The 1,609-nt window shown below is 66.1% G+C and carries 2 protein-coding genes and 1 pseudogene; 2 read left to right on the forward strand and 1 reads right to left on the reverse strand.

The genetic code is table 11. The features are described from left to right. Positions 1–139: 139 nt before the first annotated feature. Entirely contained in the window at positions 140–406 is a 267-nt protein-coding gene (locus EN984_RS33905; protein ID WP_236382727.1) for a hypothetical protein, read from the forward strand. Positions 407–519: 113 nt separating this feature from the next. After that, on the forward strand, positions 520–1,170 hold the full coding sequence (locus EN984_RS33910) for a GcrA cell cycle regulator (protein ID WP_127273603.1): 651 nt from the start codon (positions 520–522) through the stop codon (positions 1,168–1,170). Positions 1,171–1,416: 246 nt separating this feature from the next. Here EN984_RS33910 and EN984_RS33915 read toward each other — a convergent pair. After that, positions 1,417–1,609, reverse strand: a pseudogene (locus tag EN984_RS33915) (DUF982 domain-containing protein); the annotation flags it as partial.

The following is a 1,609-nucleotide window of genomic DNA, read 5'->3' on the forward strand; positions in this document are numbered from 1 at the left end:
ATATATGGTTATGCAAAACCTGTCCACCTTTGATGGCGCAATGGCGCCGGCCCCGTGCGCGGTGTGCCCGGCGGCTGTCGCCCCCCTTTCATCCCGGCTGTCCTCCTCCCCGGCCAGGATGAAGCCCGAGGCTCGGTGCTTGACTGCACCAGCCCCGGGTCCGGTCCGCCCGTCTCCGGCGACCGGAACGGCCGGAGCCGCCGCTCCCAGCGGCTCCGGCCCCCAATCCGACCGGCATGGCGCCGGCGCTGTTTTTTCGGCTGGCCGCTCCTGCATCCGCACCGAGGACGGCACCGTCATCCTGTTCGACAGGCCAACGGGCAGGGCGGTTTCCGCCCTGGATAGAAACACGGCCGAGGCGCGGCTTCTGCACCTTGCCGGCGGGAAATCTACCCAATCCGGCTGAGGCTGGTCGGCTGACAGCCGGCTCTTGAAAAACAACCTGACTGCGACCCGGCCACCGGGTCGAACCTTGACGCTGCCCGACGGCGTGCGGCCGAACTTTGGATGGAGCTGAATATGGCAAGCTATAGCGACGCGGAATTGCACGAGATCGGCCGCTGGCTGAAGGACGGGCTTTCAGCCTCCAGGATTGCAGTCGCGTTCAGCGCGTTGCGCGGCAGCCCGGTGTCGCGCGACGCCATCATCGGCATCGTGCACCGCAACGCCATGCTGGGCGCGATCGGTTTTGCCAATGGCAAGGGGCCGCCGCCGCGAGCCAGACAGGCGGTGGGCAAGCGCGCTGAAAGCAAGCGGGCGACTGGCGCCCCGGGGACTGCGACGCCTGTCGTCGGCAAGATGCATGGCGTGCTTGCCGCCAAGGACATCCCCGCGCGTGAAGTGGCCCGGCCCAGGCGCCATTCGTTCGTGCGCGAGGTAGGCGTGCTGATCGCTGACGGCGTAGCCTATCGCCTGGAGACGCCGGCGCCGCCGCGCGCGGCCATCGGCCGGCAGCCGCATGGCGTGGCGATGCGTTTCATCGATTGCCTGTTTTCACGCTGCCGCGCGCCGCTGGATCTGACGGTGGAGGAGGATTCTGAAAACGATGCGCCAGGCAGCCGGCCGGGCGCCGACATGCTGTGCTGCGGCATGCGCACCAGGGCGCTGAAAAGCTATTGCACCTACCATCAGGCGCGCTTCCAGCGCCGCGTATTTGTGGCGACGGGGTGAGGCTTGGTCTCTTCTCCCCGTTCACGGGGAGAAGGTGCCGGCAGGCGGATGAGGGGCAGCGCTGACGAGGCAGGATTGAAAGCTGACATGAAATTCAAGCATCCGATTCAGATGCCACTTACCGAAGCGCTGGCGCCGCCCCTCATTGCCCTGCCGGGCGTTCGCTGTTCGAAAAGCCAAGCAATTGGCTTTTCGTCCGCTGCGCGGACCACACCTCACCGTGAACGGGGAGAAAGAAGCAAAACCTTATTTCGGCATTTGCCGGCCTTGCTTGGGCGTGCGGCTCTGCATGCTCCTTGCGTCCATCGCCATCGCCGGGTTGCCCTCGTCGACCAATATGCCGGTCACCCGGGCAAAGCCGGTAAACACCTTCATGGCGTCGGCTTCGGAAATCTGCGCGGCGATCGCCGCGCTGCAGGCGTTCAGCGCACTGCGGTAG

It is taken from the genome of Mesorhizobium sp. M7A.F.Ca.CA.004.12.1.1 (assembly GCF_003997835.1).
GTDB lineage: Bacteria > Pseudomonadota > Alphaproteobacteria > Rhizobiales > Rhizobiaceae > Mesorhizobium.

Bases quoted from the DNA above. Each gene is read 5' to 3' on its own strand.
- EN984_RS33910 (WP_127273603.1), top strand. From the start codon at position 520: ATGGCAAGCTATAGCGACGCGGAATTGCACGAGATCGGCCGCTGGCTG.